Here is a 13,364-nt window from a genome sequence, read left to right on the forward strand (position 1 = left end):
TCCTATATAAATGGAATCGTATATGGATTACTGTTCGTTCAGTAATTTTTTTGCACTAGGTAACAGGGAATTTCCCGATTACGTCTTATCTAAACATAGAAGTAGGCATACGTAAAATAATTGAACTGAGCAAAGCAAAGAATAAACATGGAAAGTTCGTATTGACAAGACATTGCTTCAACCGTATACTCAAATAGGTTTAATACTTAACTGCATAAAAGCATAAAAGCGTTTAAGCATAAAAGCTATAAAGAAAGGATTGCAGCAAAATGAAAAAACAGCCATCATTCATACAGGCGCTTACGGTTATCATTCTTATTTTAGCGCTCATTTTTATCGGGCTTTTTGAATTTAAAGTGGAGCCTCATATACCGCTCATCATTAGCCTTGTTTTTCTCGGTTGTCTAGGGAAACTGTGGAAATACAAGTGGAAAGATATTGAGGAGGGAATTGTAAAAGGAATTACGCTTGGAATTAAGCCAATTCTAATTCTTGCTCTTGTCGGGTTGCTGATTTCAGCTTGGATGAGCAGCGGAACAATTCCGATGATTTTAAGTCTCGGCTTAGACTGGATCTCACCGAAATATTTCTTAATTAGTGCACTAGTCATCACGGTTCTTGTTTCAACGTTCACAGGGAGTACGTTCACAACGGTTAGTACTGTTGGTGTGGCGCTCATGGGAATTGCAACAGCTGTTGGGATTAGCCCAGCGCTTACAGCAGGTGCCGTTGTATCTGGAGCGGCATTTGGAGATAAAATGTCTCCGTTATCGGATACAACAAACTTCTCGTCGGGGATTTTAGATGTAAAATTATTTGATCACGTTCGACACATGATGTGGACAACTGTACCAAGCTTACTTTTAACGGCGATTATTTTTATTGTAGTAGGGTTTCAATCTGATTACTCTCACATTAATTTAAATGAATTAAAGCATTTAAAAGATGTGCTTGGTGATCAATTCACGTTAAGTTGGATTACGCTCATTTCTCCGCTTATTGTCATCGTTCTATCTGCAAGAAGAGCAGAGGTTGTCCCAACTCTTATTGCGGGGATTGCAAGTGCTTTTATTACGGCGTTACTCATTCAGCACCAGTTTTCAGTAAGTGATTTACTTACATTCTTACAAAGTGGTGTAAAAATTGATTCTGGAAATAGCATCGTCGATGGAATTGTGAATAAAGGCGGCCTTCAGTCCATGATGTGGACAATCTCACTTGTGCTGACAGCATTGTCACTAGGTGGAGTGATGAAGGAGTTAGGCATTGTTCAAGCGTTACTTAATGGACTAACGAAAATGATTCGCCGCACAGGTGACGTAACGTTAACAACTGTACTAGCATGTATCGGGGTAAATGTGATTACGGGTGAGCAATATTTATCCATTCTTCTACCAGGTCAAACGTTTCGACCGCTCTACGATAAATGGGGATTGGATCGAAAAAACCTTTCACGTACGCTAGAAGATGCAGGAACGCTTGTTAATCCGCTAATTCCATGGGGTGTGAGCGGCGCATTTATTTCTCAAGCGCTAAATGTGGATGTGGTGAGTTATTTACCATTTGCATTCTTTCTTATTTTCTGTCCTGTATTTGCTGTTATTTGGGGCTATACAGGTATTGGAATTGCCAAAGTGGCGCCAAAGAAAGATGTAGCAGCATAGTGAATAAAAAGAGGGGGTTCGTTTTGTTGCGAACCGCTTCTTTTTTTATTGAAAAAGAGGTTTAAGACAAACTATGTGCTAAATAAAATAAGACTAAAGTCCATCTAGATAAAAATAAAAAAAGGACTATGATAGGAATAGTGAATGTGCTCCTAGCGTACCAGTATTCGCCTGTAGAACAAACATTTACAGTGCGTAAAGCGCACCGGAGACCATCATCCTAATAGAGAAAGAATTAATATTGAGCATTTTTAGGAGAGACTGCGTTGAAAAAATTTATCATTATTGTTGTAAGTGCAATCGTTTGTTTTTCTTTTACAGCATTTTGGCATCATGCCAACAGTGAAGATCAAGGAGAATTTAAGCAACGAATTCCACTTCCATCCCCATATAACCAGCATGTAGATGCTTATCAGTTAACCTATCCAAGCGATGGATTAAAAATAAAAGGTTTTTTGTTACAACCCAAGCATATTGATGGAAAGCTTCCTTTACTCGTATATAACCGTGGGGGAAATCGTGAGCACGGAATGATTCGGCAAAAAACAATTTCTTATTTGGCTTCTTGGGCACAAAAGGGATATGTTGTCGTAGCGACTCAATACCGAGGAAACGGCGGTAGTGAAGGAACGGAAACATACGGCGGAAAAGATATCGATGATGTGATCAATATTATGCATATTGGTGAAAAGCTTCCGTATGTTGATACAACGAAAAAATATGCCATCGGTTATTCACGTGGCGGTATGATGACGTACTTATTAATGAAAAGCGGTGCGAAGTTTAATGCGGTAGCCGTTGTGTCTGGAATTACGGATATGTTCCAGTTTTATGATCAGCGAGGTCCAGAAATGAAGCAGGTTCTTCGACAGCTAGTAGGAGACCCAAAGGATCCAAAGGTGGCCCAAACATATCGCGATCGCTCTGTCATCTATTGGAGTGATAAGATTAATTCACCTCTGCTTATGCTTCATGGAAATCGTGACTGGCGTGTGCATTACACACAGGCTGAAAAGCTTGTACGTCAGCTTGATCAAACAGATAAGGAACATAAGTTTATTTTATACAAAGGGGCGGATCATCCGCTTACGAAGTATTTTGACGAATACAATGCTGAAATCGATAAGTGGTTTCAAGCTCATTCTTAAAAAAGCCATCCTCGCCATGGAGCGAGGACGGCTTTTTTTTATGAAAGTGGAAACAGGTAGACAAGAAGAACGTCAAACACAACGTGAGCAACCATCGCAACTTCAATTTTTTGGCGCCATTCAAACAATGCCCCCCACATAATACCACCAACAAAAGCTGCTAGAGCGAGCAATGGATTGAGCGAGCAAAGGTGAGCGGCCGTATAGAAGGATGCTGCGACAATAGTGCGTTGAAAAGGTGAAAGAGTAAAAAGCCTTTTATGCAAATAACCCCGCCAAAATAATTCTTCACCTGGTATGATGAGCAGAAACATTAGCAGGTGCTGCCACCATACAGAAGGAGAAATGGATGAGTATAAATGTCGCACGTACGGTTCGATGGGGATATGAAGCCACTGCATAAAGGCGTTGCCACTTGCAAAAAGACCGTATAAAATAACCCCACTCATAATACCAACGATCCAATCGGCTTTAGTTAAAAAGGACCATGATACATACTTAAGTGAAATGATCACCAACAAAATATACAAAAGGGGAAAGGTCACCCAAAAAGAAGTGGATGTAAAGCTACCATAAAATCCAATGCCAATTACAAAACTTAGGGCGAAAGAGAAAAGCCAATTCATACGTAAAATCCTTTCCTGTTCTTAAGGTTCATAGGGATAATTATAGCGAAGAAAGCCATGCTAATAAAGGGAATGAGTGTAACGATTCAGAACCCAACATGTTTGTAAAAGGGGATAGGACCATGACACAATCGAAAAATCAAAAAGAGCGTCAATGGAATGTGCGTAAGCATTCACAGCAACCACATGGAAAAGTAAAGTCCTTTGAAGAGCTATCTGAAGAAGTAGCGCCTCAATCGACAAATAAAAAATAGCAAAAAAGCGTGAAACGGATGAACGTTTCACGCTTTTTTTTATGGATTCGTTGACCACATGCCAGCAGATTTAATGAAAATACGAGGATGAAGTTTTAATTGTGCCACCATAATTTCTGCTAGATCTTCTGGTTGCATGACTTTTTCTGGATTTCCGTCCGTTAAGTTTTCGGCAAATGCCATTTCTGTTGCAACGGTACTTGGTGTAAGTGCCGTCACACGAACATTATGCTTACGTACTTCAAGTGCTAATGATTCCGTTAAGCCAAGTAATCCTGCTTTTGAAGCGCTGTAAGCACTTGTCACAGGTGCGCCTTTTTGACCTGCTGTAGAGGAAATATTGATGATGTCTCCACCGTTTTTCTCGATTAGCTGTGGAAGAACAGCGCGTGTGACGTAATAAACGCCCATTAAATTCACATCAATAATTTTTTTCCAGTCCTCTGGGTCTAGTTCAAGGAATTTGCCGAACTTTCCGATCCCTGCATTGTTAATGAGGATGTCTGTACCACCAAGTTCTTGGTGTAGAGATTCAACCGCTTGGTTAACCTCCTCCATTGATGAAACATCTGCCGTTGCATAAGCAACTTTTACGCCTGTTGCTTCTACTTCTTTCGCAACTTCTTTTAGTGAAGATTCCGTACGAGCTAGTAATCCTAAATTTACACCTTCGTTTGCAAGTGCAATAGCTACAGCGCGTCCAATTCCTTTTCCAGCGCCTGTAATAAGGGCTGTTTTACCTTTTAACGATTGTGCCATGTTATTGTACTCCTTTCCTACCTGTTCTTTATAAGCCATTTAATCCTACAAAAGGGGGAAACAATTGTCAAAGACAACGCCTTGTTTAATTCATCATAAAAGGCAACTTCCTTTTGGCTCATGCATATTTTACCTTTTTTAAATCAAACTAATGGTAACGAATAACGTGCAGAAAAAGGAGCTTGAAATTCCGTGCAGAGGTCCAAAATCAGGCGATACATCGGATATGCAAATTCATTAGGAACCAACACCATTCACTTTCGAAATCCATGGGTAATTGCTTGGTGGTCCGCTGCTTTTCCAGGATACGGGCATTTCACCTTAAATAAATTCTTACTGGGATTTATTTTAATGATTTGGGAAGTCGTCGTAAACAGCCTTTCGCATTTAAACGAAGCCATTTATCTATCAATGGTAGGGGAATTTAATGAGGCAAGTGAGGTACTAAAAGAACAGTGGGCAATCTTGTATGTGACCGTTTATATTTTTGCGATATGGGACAGCTATAGGCGAACGGTAGAAATGAATCAGTACTGCGTGCTTGCTAAGCGAGAAGGAAACCATACCATCGTTAAAAATGACTCCTTCTTTGAATTTAATAATGTGAGTACATACAAACCTTCCCTTGCGCTCGGGTGGTCGTTGCTTTTACCAGGGCTCGGCCATTTATACCTCAATCGTCTAATTGGAGTGGTCTACAGCATTGGCTTTTGGTTGTTTATTACGTATCAATCAAAGTACTATCAGTCGTTTTACTATATTTTAATAGGCGATTTGCAAAAAGCGAACGCCGTTGCCGATCCGCAGTGGTTATTGTTCATTCCATCCGTTTACGCTTTTTTTGCCTACGATGCTTACATTCAGGCGATTGAAATGAATCGTTTGTTTAAGATTGAGCTTGATGTTCACTTGAAGAAACGATACCAGGATAAACCGAAATTGCTCACATGAGAGAGGAAAATGAATGTGTATATTTTATCAACCTTTGAATACACAACTCAATTAGAAATGGCGCTCTCAGAAATAGAGCAAGCAGGAATCGACAAAAGCCAAATCGCTGTCGTCAGGCTGGATCACAATGACGAGAAGGGACAGGTAGCGGATTCATTTGAGCGCTTTGATGGGACGAGTTACATAGACTTAGCCGCAATTTTTGGCACTATTTTTATGCTTTTAGGAGTTATTTACGGCCACGTTTTGTATTTGGGTCCGATTCTATGGGGCATTATTGGACTCCTAATTGGGGGAGGCGGAGGGTTCATCGCTGATTATCTGTATACGAAGCGCAAGGCTTCACCGAAGCGAACACATCAAACAGAAGTTATCGTTATTATCGAATGCAATCACACAACCGAAAAAACGGTAAGAAGAATTTTAGCGGCAAATCAGTCCAAAGCGATCGGGCAGCTATGAAGAGGGGGACATGGTGCGAATTAAAAAGCTAGGTGAGCTAAAAAGCGAACGCGAACGGAAACGACTGCAAGCAAGACTAGAAAAAGTCGAAGAAGTGGTTGCTCCTCCGGAAGTTGTGATTGGCCTGGTATGGACGGATTAGTTAACTGCGAAGTCATTGAGCGCTTCATTATGAATGCAATGGGACATCATTTGGAGAAAGATCTCCGTAAAACGAAAAGTGACCCTTATCACACGATCGTAGAATACAGTTTGTCAGTGGAAGAGATTAGTGAAGAAACAAAGCTAATCATTCCGCTATGCGTCGCTACAATTGCACTCGGTCACTTTATGGCAAACACTTATATCCGCCATTTGTAAGTTGGGCTTGAGCTCATGCCGATGTACGTACATATCCCAGCGTAAATTATTATCCCGCTTCTGTTAGTAATCGTGTACAAAAGCAAACAAATACTTCTCCGTAGGAAACAACTTTCGCTATAATAGAAAAGATCTAATTAGACATGAAATGAAAAGAATACGAAATGGAGGGGCTAAGGTGGTTCGACTACTCATTATGCTATTAGCGGTCGCAGGAGGAATTGCTCAAAGTACGCAGGCGTCTATTAACGGAGCGCTCGGGAAAAAAATTGGTTCGTTTGAAGGTGCATTTTTTTCTTTTTTCATCGGCATGATTTCATTATTACTTATTACGTTTTTCTTTGGAAAAGGCAATTTATTAAACGTGTTTCAAGTTCCTAAGTGGCAGCTTTTCGGAGGACTACTAGGCGCAGCTTTTGTAGCGATTCAAGTATTTGCCGTACCGAAAGTGGGAGCTGGGGCTACCATCATTTCCATTATTGCGGGACAAATTATTATGAGTTTAATCGCAGATCAATTCGGCTTATTTGGAAATCCGAAAATCGCGCTTCATGGAACGAGACTAGTGGGCGTTTTACTACTAATCGTCGCGCTGTTTCTTATTTTCAAAGGCGGAGCAAAGGCATAATAAAACGATGCGTCATTGTGACGCATCGCTTTTTTTTGTGAGAAGGTTGAACTCTCCGGCATGATCACACGCCTTTGCTAATTGTAAAAGCAAGTCATTCAAATAGCGAAGATCGAGGGATAAAAGCACGTTGTATTCAATGCCCTCGATAATAAATTCGGCGAATTCCCATACCGTTTCTTTGATTTCGTGCTCATTGCTTTCTGCAATAAGTGTGAGCGTTTTAATAATTGCACGAATGACGGAGATGTCTTCGCGCCCGTAGTGACGAATTTGATAAAAGCTTAAATACAAATAATCGCGAAAAATCGGCTGCTGTGTAATTAAGCGTAAGTGACCGTTCGTGTCGTATCGGTATGGTTTTGGTAAATATCGTTTTCCTAAGCTTGTTAAAATGTTTCCGATTTGCTCAATAGCATTGATCGCTGTATTTGGATCATTAATAGCAGGTGAAATCGCGCGTAGGGCAATTTCAGAAAGCTTTCTCAAACCAAACTCCATGTCACGATAAGGCGCTCTTTGGGGCCCAATCGATACATAGTGAGAAAGCTCTTCTTTCAGTTTTTCTTCTGAGCTACTAGACCCCCACAGTTGGAAGAGTGGAGAATGCTCGTCTACGTAATCAGGCTGTCGTTTTGTAAGGCGAATAAGCCAGTTTCGCTCAGCGGCTAACAGGAGAAGTCCTTGTTCATCTAGAAAGTCAATATAGCCTGATTTGGCGGCTGGAATATCTAATCGTGTTCCTTTCATCACCTCTGTTAATTCTTCGTCGGATAATGACAGACGGTCATGTATGGTATCTTTTTGCTCAAAGTTTTTATGTACGGCTTGTACGGTTCCGACAGCGATATTGGAAATCAAGTTTCCCACCTGAATCCATTCGGACGTATGATGAACGAAAAACACAAAGACGGCCAAACAAATGATGGTCATAATAATAGCAAAGGTAGGCGTGATAAATGATGTCTTTTCCTTCGTTTCGCGTAGCATCACGAGTAAAATAACCGAATAAATAAATCCACCTACAAAGCTTCCTAGAACTCGCTGTGTGCTATGGTCGGTAATAAAGTTTTGCACGGTGCGGGGTGAAAAATTGGACAAAAAGGTTGTTAAGACGACCAAAATGGATGAAAACGTGATCGTCGTAATCGTTAGTAGTGATGAAGAAATGGCGCTCAATACGCTTTGAGCGACGTCCGCATCTGATAAAATAATTTTGGGAACGAGTTTCTTCATTGTATCATTGCTCGTCATGAAATAATCAAGACGAACGGTTAAGAGTGCCAAAATAAAGGCACAGATCCCGTAAACGGTAGGGACGTACCAAAAGTTCTCCCTAATAGAACGCAGGCGATCCATGAAACGCATGATGTGGTCCTCCTTCTTGTCATTTCAAACGTTATAACCGATTCATACATAAACAAAACCTCTATCTTTCATATAGTTTTTCCAATTTGAATGTGTTATAGTAGTCAAGGATAATTGAAGAAGAAATTCCGCGCGTGTAGTGCGGGAGAGGTTCGCGAACTCCCTCTATAAAAAACTATAGAAAGCTATTTGCGAGCGGTGTATTCGCTCGGACGAGTAGTTTTTTTGTTGCGCTCTTTCTGTTCGAGTAACTGAAGGGCGTTTTTTAGTAGAAACAGGGATTTGTTCATGGCTTTTCTTTCTTCTTTTATGAGAACCATTCATGAAAGAAAAGGAGACGATGAAAATGAAACAAGAAAAAGCAGTGGTTGTATTTAGTGGTGGTCAAGATAGCACAACATGTTTATTTTGGGCGCTCCAGAATTTTAAAGAGGTCGAAACCGTTACGTTTCAGTATGGACAACGCCATAGCCAAGAAATTGACGTAGCAAAATCAATTGCGGCTGAGCTTGGGGTTGAAAACACGGTATTAGATATGTCGTTATTAAACCAACTTGCTCCGAACGCGTTAACGCGTGGAGATATTGAGATTGAGCAAAAAGAAGGAGAGCTTCCATCAACGTTTGTAGATGGTCGTAATCATTTGTTTTTATCGTTTGCAGCTGTGATGGCCAAGCAAAAAGGAGCACGTCATTTAGTAACAGGCGTGTGTGAAACAGATTTCTCAGGATACCCAGATTGCCGAGACGTATTTGTAAAATCACTAAACGTTACGCTGAACTTAGCAATGGATTATCAGTTTGTCATTCATACACCGCTTATGTGGATCAACAAAGCAGAGACATGGGGGTTAGCGGATGAATTAGGAGCACTTGATTTTGTCCGTGAAAAAACGCTCACTTGCTACAACGGAGTGATTGCAGACGGTTGTGGCGAATGCCCGGCTTGTCTTCTTCGTAAGCGTGGATTGGATGAATACCTCGAACAAAAGAACGGGGGAGAACGTAAATGATTCAGCAAATCTATCCACAAGTTCAGCATTCCTATAGCTATGAATTAAATAAAGATATGCATTTTGCTGCGGCGCACTTTGTTCCTCATGAGGCTGCCGGGAAGTGTCAAAACATTCACGGTCATACGTACTTTGTGAATGTGACCATCGGTGGCGATGAGCTAGATGAATCGGGTTTTCTCGTTAATTTTCAAGTGCTTAAAAAGCTAGTGTCAGGTCAATTTGATCACACGTTATTAAATGATCACGACCAGCTTTTTAATGAGCAAAATGCCAACGATTTTCCAACAACAGAGGTTATCGCACGTAAAATTTATGAACTGATTCAAGCACATCTTGATGTGTTACCTAATAAGCCGAGCTGCTTACAGGTATTCGTTCGGGAGACGCCGACAAGCTACGTGGTATATCGTCCAAAGCAGGTGAGAAATCATGGCTAACATACCTGTATTAGAAATTTTTGGACCGACTATTCAAGGTGAAGGGATGGTTGTCGGACGTAAGACAATGTTCGTGCGTACAGCAGGCTGTGACTATTCATGTGCATGGTGCGACTCCGCTTTTACGTGGGATGGATCAGCCAAAGACGATATCCGTCAGCTCAGCGCGCATGAGATCTGGAGTGAGCTAACACAAATAGGTGGTAAGAAATTTGATCATGTTACCATTTCTGGAGGTAATCCGGCGCTCATTCGTGCTATTGGTGAATTAGTTGAGCTGCTTCATGAAAACGGCGTAAAAGTAGCGCTTGAAACACAAGGAAGCAGATGGCAGGACTGGTTTGAGCAGATTGATGATCTCACGATTTCACCGAAGCCACCGAGCTCACGTATGGAAACTAATTTTGACGTTCTTGATGACATTATCACTCGATTAAGCAGTAAAGCTCGTGAGATGGCACCTAGCTTGAAGGTTGTAGTATTCAACGAAGAAGATTTTCACTATGCAAAAGAGGTTCACGCTCGATATCCAGACATTCCATTCTTTGTCCAGGTTGGAAATGAAGACGTTCATACGTCTGATGACGGGGAGCTAATCTCTACGCTATTGAGGAAATATGAGGATTTAATTGATCGTGTCGTAGAAGACGAGATGATGAATGATGTACGCGTATTACCTCAGCTTCATGCGCTCGTTTGGGGAAATAAACGCGGCGTGTAAACCCTTACGAAAAAAAAGGAAAGAAATTAACAAAAATCATATATACAAATTAAAAAAACGCTGTTAGAATGACTAACGGGGAAAGAGAGGATGCCATTATGACTGGTAGAAAAGATGAAGAATTAGAAGGAGTAACTTTGTTAGGAAATCAAGGAACAAAGTACTTGTTTGAATACGCACCAGACGTATTAGAAGCATTCGATAACAAACATCCGAATCGAGATTATTTCGTGAAATTTAACTGCCCGGAATTTACGAGCCTTTGCCCGAAAACAGGTCAGCCGGATTTTGCAACCATTTATATTAGTTACATCCCAGATATTAAAATGGTGGAAAGTAAATCACTGAAATTGTATTTGTTCAGCTTCCGTAACCATGGGGACTTCCATGAGGACTGCATGAATATTATTATGAATGATTTAATTGAATTAATGGACCCGCGCTATATTGAAGTATGGGGGAAATTCACGCCAAGAGGTGGAATTTCCATTGATCCTTACGTCAACTATGGACGCCCAGGAACAAAATATGAAACAATGGCGGAACACCGCTTAATGAATCATGATATGTATCCTGAAACGATTGATAATCGCTAAGGTGTTCTAAAAGGAGCTCTCTTAGTCGAAAGAATATATAAGGTTAAGAAGGTGAAAAGCATGTCACAAAGATCGGCGGTTTTACTAGGCGCAACCGGTCTTGTCGGTCAAGAACTACTAGAACTATTGCTAACGAGCACTCATTACGAGAAAGTAACGGTTCTAGTTCGAAAACAACTCTCCATTCAGCATCCTAAATTAAAGCAGTTAGTCATTGATTTTAATCAACTTGAAGAACATGTGGAAGAATTCAAAGTAGACGATGTGTATTGCTGTTTAGGAACAACGATGAAAAAAGCCAAAACAAGAGCAAACTTTTTAAAAGTAGATTATGATTATCCGCTTAAGGCTGCTAAATGTGCAGAAAAGAAGAAAGTGAAAAATTTCTTGACGATCACAGCCATTGGTGCTGATCTTTGTTCTCCTTTCTTTTATAGTAAAGTAAAGGGGCAAGCGGAAGTGGATATGGCGCCGCTTTATATCCCTTCTACTCACTTTTTTAGACCGGCATTGTTATTAGGAAAGCGACAGGAATTTCGAGCGATGGAAAAGCTAAGTGGCTATATGCTTCAATCGCTGTCGTTTTTACTAGTTGGAAAATGGCGAAAGTATCGCCCGATTTTGGCAGCGAATGTTGCTAAAGCAATGTATGAGGCAGCAACACAGGATAAACCAGGTGTGCATATTCATGAGAGTCATGACATTCACACAGGTGAGTGCTACTACTCATTTACAAACGGAAAACGAGTTATTTCTTAATAGCGAAACCCCTCTTGCTTTTGTAGCAAGAGGGGTTTTTTAGTGAGCGTCATCATTGCCATCACCGTCAGCGTCATTCGACCAGCTGTGAAACGAATGACCTTGTTCATATGGTTCATTTTCTTCTTCATCTGCATAGCTCTTTGGTGTAGATGACGTTTCTTTTTTCCCTGACTTTATGGTTGATAGTAAAGTAATGAGGATAAACGCAGCGATCAGGCCGACGAAGATGATGGAAATTAGAGTTATACTCATAAGCATTCCCTCTTTCTTAAGTAGTCGCTTGAATGATACATACATAATAAAAATGAGAATTAGAACGCAGTCTTATTTTCTCATTACTTTCAAAGCGGTTCAATAAAAAATAGGTTTTGAATGAAGCAACAAACTTGCATTTGCGCAATATTATAAAGAAAAAGGGGATTATGACGGTGAAAACAACGCGTATAACGAAAAAAGTTCAGGGATGTACGCTCTTAATGCATAAATTAGGGATTATCAGCAGTGATCAGAAGGACCAGCTTTTAAGCAAGGGAAAGATGTAGTAGTATCGTTTGTTAAGTAAGCGATAGTCTCGTTTGGCCAAGGCGCGCCAAGCGAGGCTATTCTGTTTGTACGTCGACAGATGGTATGCTACTATTTTAAACAGAAAAGCATCATGGTACTGAAAGGAAGAGAGTAAATGAAAACATTAGTGTTAGTAGCACATCCAAATCTTAACAAATCGAACGTAAACCGCGCATGGGTAGAGCGCTTGTCGAAAGAGGAAGGCGTCTATGTTCATGATTTGTATGAAGAGTACCCTGATTTTAAAATTAATGCCGAAAAGGAACAAGCGCTTGCAGAGCAGTATGACCGTATCGTGTTTCAATTCCCTTTCTATTGGTACAGCACACCAGCTATTTTAAAAGAGTGGCAAGACGTTGTGCTAACGTACGGTTGGGCATACGGAAGCGAAGGAACGAAGCTTCAAGGAAAAGAATTTATGGCTGCAGTATCAACGGGAAGTCCGGAAGAAGCATACGGAGAGAACGGCCGTAACCACTATCCGATGACAGAGCTGCTTCGTCCTCTTCAAGCGATGACAAACTTAACAGGCATGACGTTTGTCGAACCATTTCTATTACAAGGTGTAAATTCACTCGATCCTGATGATCTTTCTGTTAGCGCAGAGGAGTATGTGAAAAGAGTAAAGGCTTAAAAAAAAAACAGGGTGGCCTTTGCCACCCTGTTTTTAAGCTTCACTTGGTACAATTTTGTAATTTTTATGATTTACGACTGTACGTTGCTCTAAGTCTAAGTCACGATAATTATCCATGCAAGTTAAATCGACGATGACTGAGTTTTCGTTCACCTTTTCTACGATTCCTTTTAACCCATTTTTAAATTCAATTAAGTTTCCTACTTGAGCAATTTCCATAGTCTTCTCTCCTTTATGTTTACGTCATCTTACATTCACCCTATGTGTGTTTTCTTTATAATATTTATAAAACTAGCAAAACAATGGGGATCAACGATCTATATTTTCAGATTAATCAAACAAGATAACGCTTTCTATTGTAAATAGTGTGCCTTAAAATTACAATCTAGTAAAGACATTTCTTTAAAAAATTTCA

20 protein-coding genes and 1 riboswitch are annotated in these 13,364 nt (G+C 40.4%); of the genes, 15 read left to right on the top strand and 5 right to left on the bottom strand.

The window, feature by feature from the left end; translation table 11 throughout:
* The first annotated feature begins 269 nt into the window (after nucleotides 1-269).
* Together nhaC and AMD01_RS01765 are read left to right on the top strand one after the other, a co-directional pair.
* Nucleotides 270-1,664 (top strand): Na+/H+ antiporter NhaC, encoded by a 1,395-nt coding sequence (gene nhaC / locus AMD01_RS01760; protein WP_053399663.1) that lies wholly within the window; start codon nucleotides 270-272, stop codon nucleotides 1,662-1,664.
* A 266-nt stretch (nucleotides 1,665-1,930) separates the two neighbouring features.
* Nucleotides 1,931-2,812 (top strand): alpha/beta hydrolase family protein, encoded by an 882-nt coding sequence (locus AMD01_RS01765; protein WP_053399664.1) that lies wholly within the window; start codon nucleotides 1,931-1,933, stop codon nucleotides 2,810-2,812.
* Between the two features lie 38 nt (nucleotides 2,813-2,850).
* Here AMD01_RS01765 and AMD01_RS01770 read toward each other — a convergent pair whose 3' ends face one another.
* Entirely contained in the window at nucleotides 2,851-3,438 is a 588-nt protein-coding gene (locus tag AMD01_RS01770) for a CPBP family intramembrane glutamic endopeptidase (RefSeq protein WP_053399665.1), read from the bottom strand.
* Nucleotides 3,439-3,560: 122 nt separating this feature from the next.
* Here AMD01_RS01770 and AMD01_RS24630 point away from each other — a divergent pair, with 122 nt between their 5' ends.
* Complete coding sequence (locus AMD01_RS24630) at nucleotides 3,561-3,692, top strand: DUF6254 family protein (RefSeq protein WP_242174146.1); 132 nt, start codon at nucleotides 3,561-3,563, stop codon at nucleotides 3,690-3,692.
* A 39-nt stretch (nucleotides 3,693-3,731) separates the two neighbouring features.
* Here the strand turns inward: AMD01_RS24630 and AMD01_RS01775 are convergent, their stop codons facing one another.
* Nucleotides 3,732-4,451 carry a 3-ketoacyl-ACP reductase gene (locus tag AMD01_RS01775; protein ID WP_053399666.1) on the bottom strand — a complete coding sequence of 240 codons (720 nt, stop codon included), beginning with the start codon at nucleotides 4,449-4,451 and terminating at the stop codon, nucleotides 3,732-3,734.
* Between the two features lie 192 nt (nucleotides 4,452-4,643).
* On the opposite strand from AMD01_RS01775, the gene AMD01_RS01780 reads away from it, so the two are divergent.
* The 5 genes from AMD01_RS01780 to AMD01_RS01795 all read left to right on the top strand — a co-directional run bounded on the left by AMD01_RS01780 (nucleotide 4,644) and on the right by AMD01_RS01795 (nucleotide 6,852).
* The gene (locus AMD01_RS01780; RefSeq protein ID WP_053399667.1) at nucleotides 4,644-5,402 is read left to right on the top strand and encodes a hypothetical protein; all 759 of its coding nucleotides are present in this window, start codon (nucleotides 4,644-4,646) and stop codon (nucleotides 5,400-5,402) included.
* Nucleotides 5,403-5,411: 9 nt separating this feature from the next.
* Nucleotides 5,412-5,864 carry a hypothetical protein gene (locus tag AMD01_RS01785; protein WP_053399668.1) on the top strand — a complete coding sequence of 151 codons (453 nt, stop codon included), beginning with the start codon at nucleotides 5,412-5,414 and terminating at the stop codon, nucleotides 5,862-5,864.
* Nucleotides 5,865-5,874: 10 nt separating this feature from the next.
* Entirely contained in the window at nucleotides 5,875-6,006 is a 132-nt protein-coding gene (locus AMD01_RS24860) for a hypothetical protein (RefSeq protein WP_281176821.1), read from the top strand.
* Nucleotides 5,994-6,224, top strand: coding sequence for a hypothetical protein (locus tag AMD01_RS01790; protein WP_053399669.1), 231 nt, complete (start codon nucleotides 5,994-5,996; stop codon nucleotides 6,222-6,224). Before AMD01_RS24860 ends, AMD01_RS01790 begins: the two co-directional genes overlap by 13 nt.
* A gap of 148 nt (nucleotides 6,225-6,372) precedes the next feature.
* Nucleotides 6,373-6,852, top strand: coding sequence for a DMT family transporter (locus AMD01_RS01795; protein WP_053399670.1), 480 nt, complete (start codon nucleotides 6,373-6,375; stop codon nucleotides 6,850-6,852).
* A 12-nt stretch (nucleotides 6,853-6,864) separates the two neighbouring features.
* On the opposite strand, the gene AMD01_RS01800 is transcribed toward AMD01_RS01795, so the two are convergent.
* A complete protein-coding gene (locus AMD01_RS01800; protein ID WP_053399671.1) occupies nucleotides 6,865-8,220 on the bottom strand; it encodes a DUF2254 domain-containing protein in 1,356 nt (451 codons plus the stop codon).
* Between the two features lie 141 nt (nucleotides 8,221-8,361).
* Nucleotides 8,362-8,405, top strand: a riboswitch (PreQ1 riboswitch).
* 161 nt (nucleotides 8,406-8,566) lie between these two features.
* Between AMD01_RS01800 and queC the strand changes: the two genes are divergently transcribed.
* The 5 genes from queC to AMD01_RS01825 all read left to right on the top strand — a co-directional run bounded on the left by queC (nucleotide 8,567) and on the right by AMD01_RS01825 (nucleotide 11,748).
* Nucleotides 8,567-9,232 (top strand): 7-cyano-7-deazaguanine synthase QueC, encoded by a 666-nt coding sequence (gene queC, locus AMD01_RS01805; RefSeq protein WP_053400094.1) that lies wholly within the window; start codon nucleotides 8,567-8,569, stop codon nucleotides 9,230-9,232.
* Nucleotides 9,229-9,672 carry a 6-carboxytetrahydropterin synthase QueD gene (queD, locus tag AMD01_RS01810; RefSeq protein ID WP_053399672.1) on the top strand — a complete coding sequence of 148 codons (444 nt, stop codon included), beginning with the start codon at nucleotides 9,229-9,231 and terminating at the stop codon, nucleotides 9,670-9,672. The genes queC and queD overlap by 4 nt, the downstream gene beginning before the upstream one ends.
* A complete protein-coding gene (gene queE, locus AMD01_RS01815; RefSeq protein WP_211263377.1) occupies nucleotides 9,662-10,393 on the top strand; it encodes a 7-carboxy-7-deazaguanine synthase QueE in 732 nt (243 codons plus the stop codon). The genes queD and queE overlap by 11 nt, the downstream gene beginning before the upstream one ends.
* Nucleotides 10,394-10,491: 98 nt before the next feature.
* Complete coding sequence (gene queF, locus AMD01_RS01820; RefSeq protein WP_053399674.1) at nucleotides 10,492-10,989, top strand: preQ(1) synthase; 498 nt, start codon at nucleotides 10,492-10,494, stop codon at nucleotides 10,987-10,989.
* Between the two features lie 60 nt (nucleotides 10,990-11,049).
* Nucleotides 11,050-11,748: an NAD(P)H-binding protein gene (locus AMD01_RS01825; protein ID WP_053399675.1), complete on the top strand. Its 699-nt coding sequence runs from the start codon at nucleotides 11,050-11,052 to the stop codon at nucleotides 11,746-11,748.
* 39 nt (nucleotides 11,749-11,787) lie between these two features.
* On the opposite strand, the gene AMD01_RS01830 is transcribed toward AMD01_RS01825, so the two are convergent.
* Nucleotides 11,788-12,003 carry a hypothetical protein gene (locus tag AMD01_RS01830; protein WP_053399676.1) on the bottom strand — a complete coding sequence of 72 codons (216 nt, stop codon included), beginning with the start codon at nucleotides 12,001-12,003 and terminating at the stop codon, nucleotides 11,788-11,790.
* A gap of 140 nt (nucleotides 12,004-12,143) precedes the next feature.
* Between AMD01_RS01830 and AMD01_RS24390 the strand changes: the two genes are divergently transcribed.
* Both AMD01_RS24390 and AMD01_RS01835 read left to right on the top strand, forming a co-directional pair.
* Nucleotides 12,144-12,293 (top strand): hypothetical protein, encoded by a 150-nt coding sequence (locus AMD01_RS24390; protein WP_169775917.1) that lies wholly within the window; start codon nucleotides 12,144-12,146, stop codon nucleotides 12,291-12,293.
* Nucleotides 12,294-12,430: 137 nt separating this feature from the next.
* Nucleotides 12,431-12,949: an NAD(P)H-dependent oxidoreductase gene (locus AMD01_RS01835; protein WP_053399677.1), complete on the top strand. Its 519-nt coding sequence runs from the start codon at nucleotides 12,431-12,433 to the stop codon at nucleotides 12,947-12,949.
* Between the two features lie 33 nt (nucleotides 12,950-12,982).
* Here AMD01_RS01835 and AMD01_RS01840 read toward each other — a convergent pair whose 3' ends face one another.
* Nucleotides 12,983-13,168 carry a YkvS family protein gene (locus tag AMD01_RS01840; RefSeq protein WP_053399678.1) on the bottom strand — a complete coding sequence of 62 codons (186 nt, stop codon included), beginning with the start codon at nucleotides 13,166-13,168 and terminating at the stop codon, nucleotides 12,983-12,985.
* Nucleotides 13,169-13,364 lie beyond the last annotated feature (196 nt).

The organism is Priestia koreensis (assembly GCF_001274935.1).
In the GTDB taxonomy this organism is placed as follows: domain Bacteria; phylum Bacillota; class Bacilli; order Bacillales; family Bacillaceae_H; genus Bacillus_AG; species Bacillus_AG koreensis.

Excerpts from the sequence above, each read along its gene's own strand:
- AMD01_RS01835 (WP_053399677.1), top strand. The coding sequence starts at position 12,431 with ATGAAAACATTAGTGTTAGTAGCACATCCAAATCTTAACAAATCGAAC.
- nhaC (WP_053399663.1), top strand. The coding sequence starts at position 270 with ATGAAAAAACAGCCATCATTCATACAGGCGCTTACGGTTATCATTCTT.
- AMD01_RS01795 (WP_053399670.1), top strand. The coding sequence starts at position 6,373 with ATGAAAAGAATACGAAATGGAGGGGCTAAGGTGGTTCGACTACTCATT.
- AMD01_RS01840 (WP_053399678.1), bottom strand. The coding sequence starts at position 13,168 with ATGGAAATTGCTCAAGTAGGAAACTTAATTGAATTTAAAAATGGGTTA.
- AMD01_RS01790 (WP_053399669.1), top strand. The coding sequence starts at position 5,994 with ATGGACGGATTAGTTAACTGCGAAGTCATTGAGCGCTTCATTATGAAT.
- AMD01_RS01775 (WP_053399666.1), bottom strand. The coding sequence starts at position 4,451 with ATGGCACAATCGTTAAAAGGTAAAACAGCCCTTATTACAGGCGCTGGA.
- queD (WP_053399672.1), top strand. The coding sequence starts at position 9,229 with ATGATTCAGCAAATCTATCCACAAGTTCAGCATTCCTATAGCTATGAA.
- AMD01_RS01830 (WP_053399676.1), bottom strand. The coding sequence starts at position 12,003 with ATGAGTATAACTCTAATTTCCATCATCTTCGTCGGCCTGATCGCTGCG.
- queF (WP_053399674.1), top strand. The coding sequence starts at position 10,492 with ATGACTGGTAGAAAAGATGAAGAATTAGAAGGAGTAACTTTGTTAGGA.
- AMD01_RS01825 (WP_053399675.1), top strand. The coding sequence starts at position 11,050 with ATGTCACAAAGATCGGCGGTTTTACTAGGCGCAACCGGTCTTGTCGGT.
- queC (WP_053400094.1), top strand. The coding sequence starts at position 8,567 with ATGAAACAAGAAAAAGCAGTGGTTGTATTTAGTGGTGGTCAAGATAGC.
- AMD01_RS24860 (WP_281176821.1), top strand. The coding sequence starts at position 5,875 with ATGGTGCGAATTAAAAAGCTAGGTGAGCTAAAAAGCGAACGCGAACGG.
- AMD01_RS01800 (WP_053399671.1), bottom strand. The coding sequence starts at position 8,220 with ATGCGTTTCATGGATCGCCTGCGTTCTATTAGGGAGAACTTTTGGTAC.
- AMD01_RS01785 (WP_053399668.1), top strand. The coding sequence starts at position 5,412 with ATGAATGTGTATATTTTATCAACCTTTGAATACACAACTCAATTAGAA.
- AMD01_RS24630 (WP_242174146.1), top strand. The coding sequence starts at position 3,561 with ATGACACAATCGAAAAATCAAAAAGAGCGTCAATGGAATGTGCGTAAG.
- AMD01_RS01770 (WP_053399665.1), bottom strand. The coding sequence starts at position 3,438 with ATGAATTGGCTTTTCTCTTTCGCCCTAAGTTTTGTAATTGGCATTGGA.